At 65.3% G+C, this 4,975-nt stretch carries 5 protein-coding genes and 1 pseudogene; 1 reads left to right on the top strand and 5 read right to left on the bottom strand.

The features are described 5' to 3' along the window. Both A2J02_RS06070 and A2J02_RS06065 read right to left on the bottom strand, forming a co-directional pair. Positions 1–216: pseudogene (locus A2J02_RS06070) on the bottom strand (GNAT family N-acetyltransferase); the annotation flags it as partial. A 120-nt stretch (positions 217–336) separates the two neighbouring features. Then, positions 337–663 carry a GNAT family N-acetyltransferase gene (locus A2J02_RS06065; RefSeq protein ID WP_068048077.1) on the bottom strand — a complete coding sequence of 109 codons (327 nt, stop codon included), beginning with the start codon at positions 661–663 and terminating at the stop codon, positions 337–339. Between the two features lie 291 nt (positions 664–954). Between A2J02_RS06065 and thiD the strand changes: the two genes are divergently transcribed. Continuing rightward, entirely contained in the window at positions 955–1,809 is an 855-nt protein-coding gene (gene thiD, locus A2J02_RS06060; RefSeq protein WP_068048074.1) for a bifunctional hydroxymethylpyrimidine kinase/phosphomethylpyrimidine kinase, read from the top strand. Here thiD and A2J02_RS06055 read toward each other — a convergent pair. Genes A2J02_RS06055 through A2J02_RS06045 form a run of 3 tightly spaced genes read right to left on the bottom strand, consistent with a single transcriptional unit; the run spans position 1,771 to position 4,884 of the window. Next, complete coding sequence (locus tag A2J02_RS06055) at positions 1,771–2,592, bottom strand: adenylate/guanylate cyclase domain-containing protein (RefSeq protein ID WP_068048072.1); 822 nt, start codon at positions 2,590–2,592, stop codon at positions 1,771–1,773. The genes thiD and A2J02_RS06055 overlap by 39 nt on opposite strands. 37 nt (positions 2,593–2,629) lie before the next feature. Continuing rightward, entirely contained in the window at positions 2,630–4,087 is a 1,458-nt protein-coding gene (locus tag A2J02_RS06050; protein ID WP_068048069.1) for a M28 family peptidase, read from the bottom strand. A gap of 26 nt (positions 4,088–4,113) precedes the next feature. Beyond that, positions 4,114–4,884, bottom strand: coding sequence for an ABC transporter permease (locus A2J02_RS06045; RefSeq protein WP_068048066.1), 771 nt, complete (start codon positions 4,882–4,884; stop codon positions 4,114–4,116). Between the last annotated feature and the right edge of the window lie 91 nt (positions 4,885–4,975).

Raw genomic sequence — 4,975 nt, 5'->3', positions numbered from 1 at the left:
GTCGCCGTACTCTTCCTTGACGACGGTGTGCATGAGCGCGACGACCGGGCCGACGCCGCCGTCGTCGCCCTCACCGAAGCGATAACCGAGAATGCCGACGAGTTCGTCGTCGACGAAGAGGTCGAACCTATTGTGATCGACGTCGTCCTCGATGCGAACGACGGGCCGGTCGACCGGAGCAGGCCCGGTGACCCGCCGTGGAAGTATGTGACTCATGTCACTTATGAGACCAGTGTTGTCCATGTGACGCGAGGCGAGTGCACCGATCGTCGCCGAGTCGTGCCCTTACTGTGACCAGCCTTGATGTGACCGGGCGATGCGTGCAGGAACCCGAGGTCAGAGAGCGACGAGCATGTCGTTGTATTCAGGATTGGCCGCAGCGAAGCGCTGAACGTAGGTGCAGACCGGCTTGACCTTCCAGCCGTAGGACCGCGCACTGTCGAGTGCGCGGCGCACCAGAATGCCGGCCAGACCCTGGTGACCGAAATCCTCGGTGACGACGGTGTGCATGAAGGACACGACGTGAGTACGCGTCGCACGCGTGCCGTTTCCCTCGACCTCGTAGAAGCCGACGATCCCGACCAGATCACCGTTCAATCGAAGCTCGAATCGGTTCTGGTCTTTGTTGATCGAGACATCAGCGCTAGGAGAACTTGCCAGCATGGGACGCCTCCTTCGCTGTGTGTGGAGTGATGAACGAGTGAAACCGATGTGACGTGCACCACTATTAAACATGCGCACGGTAGCTCTGTCACCTTTTCTACCAACAAACCTTCGGATGCGTAGGTTTGTCCGTCGAACCCGACACGAATGCTGGTACGGATCATAAGTGGCCCTGTTCGACGTTGTGATACAACAACATTCAAGACCTGCCCAAGTTTTCGCCACGGACTCGGCAATCCGATTACGCGGGCGCGACCCCCGTCTCCCCTCGCGCCGGTACTGTCTTCTCTCGTGAAGTTCCTACCGCTCACGCCCAACGGCGAGACTCCAGTCCGCGCGCTGACCATCGCCGGAACCGACTCCGGTGGCGGTGCCGGAATCCAGGCGGACAGCCGAACGATGGCACTGCTCGGCGTGCACGCCTGTGTCGCGGTCGCTGCGGTCACGGTCCAGAACACCGTCGGCGTGACGGGCTTCCACGAGATTCCGCCGGACGTCGTCGCCGCGCAGGTTCGCTCCGTCGTCTCCGACATCGGCGTCGGCGCAGCGAAGACCGGAATGCTGGCCTCCACCGCGATCATCGACGCGGTCACGGCAGTCTGCACCGAAGTCGGTATCGGCCGCGATCAGCCGGTTCCGTTGGTCGTCGATCCGGTGTGCGCGTCGATGCACGGCGATCCTCTGCTGCACGCCGAGGCCCTCGACGCCATCCGCCACACCCTGTTTCCCATCGCCTCGCTGGTGACCCCCAACCTCGACGAGGTGCGGCTCATCACCGGCATCGACGTGGTCGACGACTCCAGCGCGCACCGCGCCGCCGAGGCCCTGCACGGGTTGGGCGCGCAGTGGGCCCTGGTCAAGGGCGGTCACCTGCGGACGTCGACCCACAGCACCGACCTGCTGTTCGACGGCGACACCTTCCTCGAATTCACCAGCGAACGCATCGACACCGGCAACGATCACGGCGGCGGCGACACCCTCGCCGCATCGATCGCATCGGCGCTGGCGCACGGATACTCCATGCCCGACGCGGTGGCGTTCGGCAAGGAGTGGGTCACCCGCTGTTTGGCCGCGTCCTACGATCTGGGCGCGGGCCACGGACCGGTGTCACCGCTGTGGCGACTGCACGAGTCGGAGGATGCGTAGGTCGTCGGGTGCGCCCTTGATCTTCGGAGCGAAGAAGCTGCGTCGATAGGGCTTGGAGACCACGCGCAAGGCGTCGAGCACCTCCGGCGGTACCCCCTCCAGGGCCGCCGCGGAGATCATGATGTTGCCGTTGCCGCCGGTCTGCATGACCCGGGCGGCGACGGTGACGTCGACGCCCAGCCAGTCCGATCCCACCTGCCGCGGGCTGCCGGTGTGGATGCCGACGCGCATCGTCGGGGTGTAGCCGTCGACGTCGACGCCCTTCAGGGCCTCGCGGGCCGCGAAGACCGCGTCGACTGCTTTGCCCGCATCTGCGAACACCGCCATGATGCCGTCGCCCAGTCTCTTGACGACGTGGCCACCGCGGAATGCGACCTCGGGTTCGACGGCTTTGGAGACCTTGCGCAGCAGTGTCAGGGTGGCGGTGTCGCCGGCCCGCAGCGACCACGACGAGAACCCGACGAGGTCGGTGAACACGATGGTGACGTCGTGCTCGCCGCGGCCTCGGCCGGCTCGTTCGAGGATCGCCTGCCACACCTGCAATGCTCCGAGGCCCACTTCGCGGGACGCACCGGGTTCGTCGTCGAGGCCGTTCGCAGCCAGAAACCTGTCGGCGACGCGAGCGACGGCCATGGCTCTGCCCGGACCGTCGATCGACAGTGGATCGCCGAACGTGGGGTCACCGGGTAGTGCGCGGCGCACACGCCGAACCGCCCCGACCACCGCGGGCGCTCGATTGGTGGTGCGGACCCACTCCACGACCGAGGAGACGACTGCGTTCACAGCATCGAGCGTAACCCACGGTTACACATACTTACCCTCATCCTTCGGCGCGAGCGGCCTCGCGTGCATCACCCACCGGAACCCCGTTGGGCCCCTCCACCGACTGCGCGTAGACGCCGATTCCATAGGCCACCGCCGCGCCGTTCTTCGCCAATGCTGCGCGGTCGACGTTCGCCAGGGTGTCCTGATCGGTGTGGTAGTTCTCGTCGAAGGTCTGATCCGCGGTGCCGCCCCACTTCTCGGCCTGCTCGGCGGTCTTGTTCTCGTCCGCTCCGCTGAACACACCACCGGCCGGGATGCCGACCTCGATGAACGGGCCGTAGTCCGAGCGACCGTCGAAATCGGTGCCGTCGACGGCTACGCCCTCGGTCGCCAGTCGCTCGACGAAGGTGCGCTCGATGGCGTCGGATCCGGCCGGTCCGGCGGGCTCACCCACCTGGTCGGAGTCGTCTCCGTCGTAGGCGAGGTAACCGGCATTGTTCGAGCCGATCATGTCGAAGTTCAAGTACAGCGCGATGTTTCGCTTGTCCTCGTCGGACAGGCCCTCGACGTACTCGGTGGAACCGACGAGTCCGTTCTCCTCGGCACCCCAGAACGCGAAGCGCACCGCATTGGTCACCTCGGGGGCGCTACCCATCTGCAGTGCGGTCTCGAGCACTGCCGCGGTACCGGTTCCGTTGTCGTTGATGCCTGGACCCTCGGGGACGCTGTCCAGATGTGCACCGGTGACCACCACGTTCTCGGTCGAACCGGTGGTGGTCTGCGCAATGATGTTGCGGCTGGTGGTCGTTTCGGTCTCGGTGACGAGGGTCAGCGTCACCTCAGGTGCGGCCAGAACGGCCGCCGCGTCCTCCTGGCTGACGCCGCCGGTCGGAATCCGAGCGGTGTCGGTGTCGCCGAGTGTGCCCGAATCGAGCGGTCCCGGTTCGTTGTTGACGATGATCGCGGCGGCCGCTCCCAGTTCCGCTGCAACAGTTTGCTTCACACCGAACGGGCACACTCCGCGCGGCACGACCGCAACGGCTCCGGCCAGGTCGAGGCCGGTGTAGTCGGTCGCCTCGCAGCCGTCTGCACCGGCGGGAGCGCCGACGACGCGTGCGGTGATCCCCTCGGCGGTGGTGGTCGGCGAGTAACTGAGCGCGAACACCGGGATCTCGGTACCCGCCACCGACAGGGTCTGGGTCTGCGCCTCGAAGGTGTCGAAATCGAATTCCGGAGTGGTTACTTCGAACCCGGCCGATTCGAGTTGCGAGACAACATAATCGACACTCGCGTCGTACCCGGCGGTGCCGGCCGCGCGGTTTCCGTCGTTCTCGGCGGCAATGGCTTCCAGTTGTTCGAGGTGCCCCACCAACGCCTCCTCGGTGACCGCTTCCGCCAGGCCAGGCCCGTCGGGTGTAGCGAAAACTCTGGCCGGTTCCTCGTCCGAGGTGGACGAGCAACCGGCCAGAATCAAGACAGTGACAGCGCTACTTGCAAGCAAGGAAATCCGCATAGCGGACACCCTACCGGCGAGCGGCGTCAGGCGTCCCGACGATTGACGACGAACACCGCTGCTCCGAAGATCACCGCGGTGAAGGCGACGAAGTAGATCAGGCCGCCGATCGGACCCCAGTGGAAATCGACGCCGCCGCCGGATCCGAGGAAGTGATTGGCGTTGAGGAAGGGCAGGAACGGCTGGATCTTCTCGCCGACCGTCGGAATCACCCCGACGAGGTTCTCGATGAGCAGTGGCCACAGCAGCAGGATGGCAATTGCTCCGGCGGACTGCCGCATGAGAGCGCCGACGCCGATGGCCAGAACCACCTGGACGAACGCCAGGATGGCGGTGCCGTACAGGATGCGCCAGGTTCCATCGATGTCGAAGCCCAGCAGCGCACCTGCCTGCTCACCGGCGAGCGCCTTGGCGAGGTAGAGCCCGATGACGGCGAGCACGAACGACAGGATCGCACCGTAGACACCGACCAGCAGGGCCTTGGCCGCCAGCACCGATCCTCGGTTGGTCACGGCCTGGAACGTGGTGCGGATGAGTCCGAAACGGTACTCGCTGGTCACGGTCAACGCGGCCAGGATCATCAGCACCATCGAACCGAACGTTCCGACGCCGAGTCCTACGACGTCGGCTGCCGTCGTGGGCGGAATGCCCTCGGGCGCATCGGTGTCGGTGGCCAACTGTGCAGCCCACCCCAGTATTGCCGCGAACCCGAGACCGAGCACCACGATGATCGCGCTGCACCACCACGGCGACTTGGTCGAGGTGAACTTGATTCTTTCTGCTGCCAAGACGCCCATCAGAGTGCACCGCCCATTGCTTGCTGATTGTTGGGGTTTTCGGCTCCCGCGCCGTGATATTGCACTGTGTCTCCGGTGAGTTTCATGAATG

The organism is Rhodococcus sp. EPR-147, assembly GCF_001647185.1.
Lineage (GTDB): Bacteria > Actinomycetota > Actinomycetes > Mycobacteriales > Mycobacteriaceae > Rhodococcoides.
Note: the sequence above shows the minus strand (reverse complement) of the source record. Positions and strands in the feature narration are given on the sequence as shown.

Excerpts from the sequence above, each read along its gene's own strand:
- A2J02_RS06065 (WP_068048077.1), bottom strand. The coding sequence starts at position 663 with ATGCTGGCAAGTTCTCCTAGCGCTGATGTCTCGATCAACAAAGACCAG.
- A2J02_RS06045 (WP_068048066.1), bottom strand. The coding sequence starts at position 4,884 with ATGGGCGTCTTGGCAGCAGAAAGAATCAAGTTCACCTCGACCAAGTCG.
- A2J02_RS06050 (WP_068048069.1), bottom strand. The coding sequence starts at position 4,087 with ATGCGGATTTCCTTGCTTGCAAGTAGCGCTGTCACTGTCTTGATTCTG.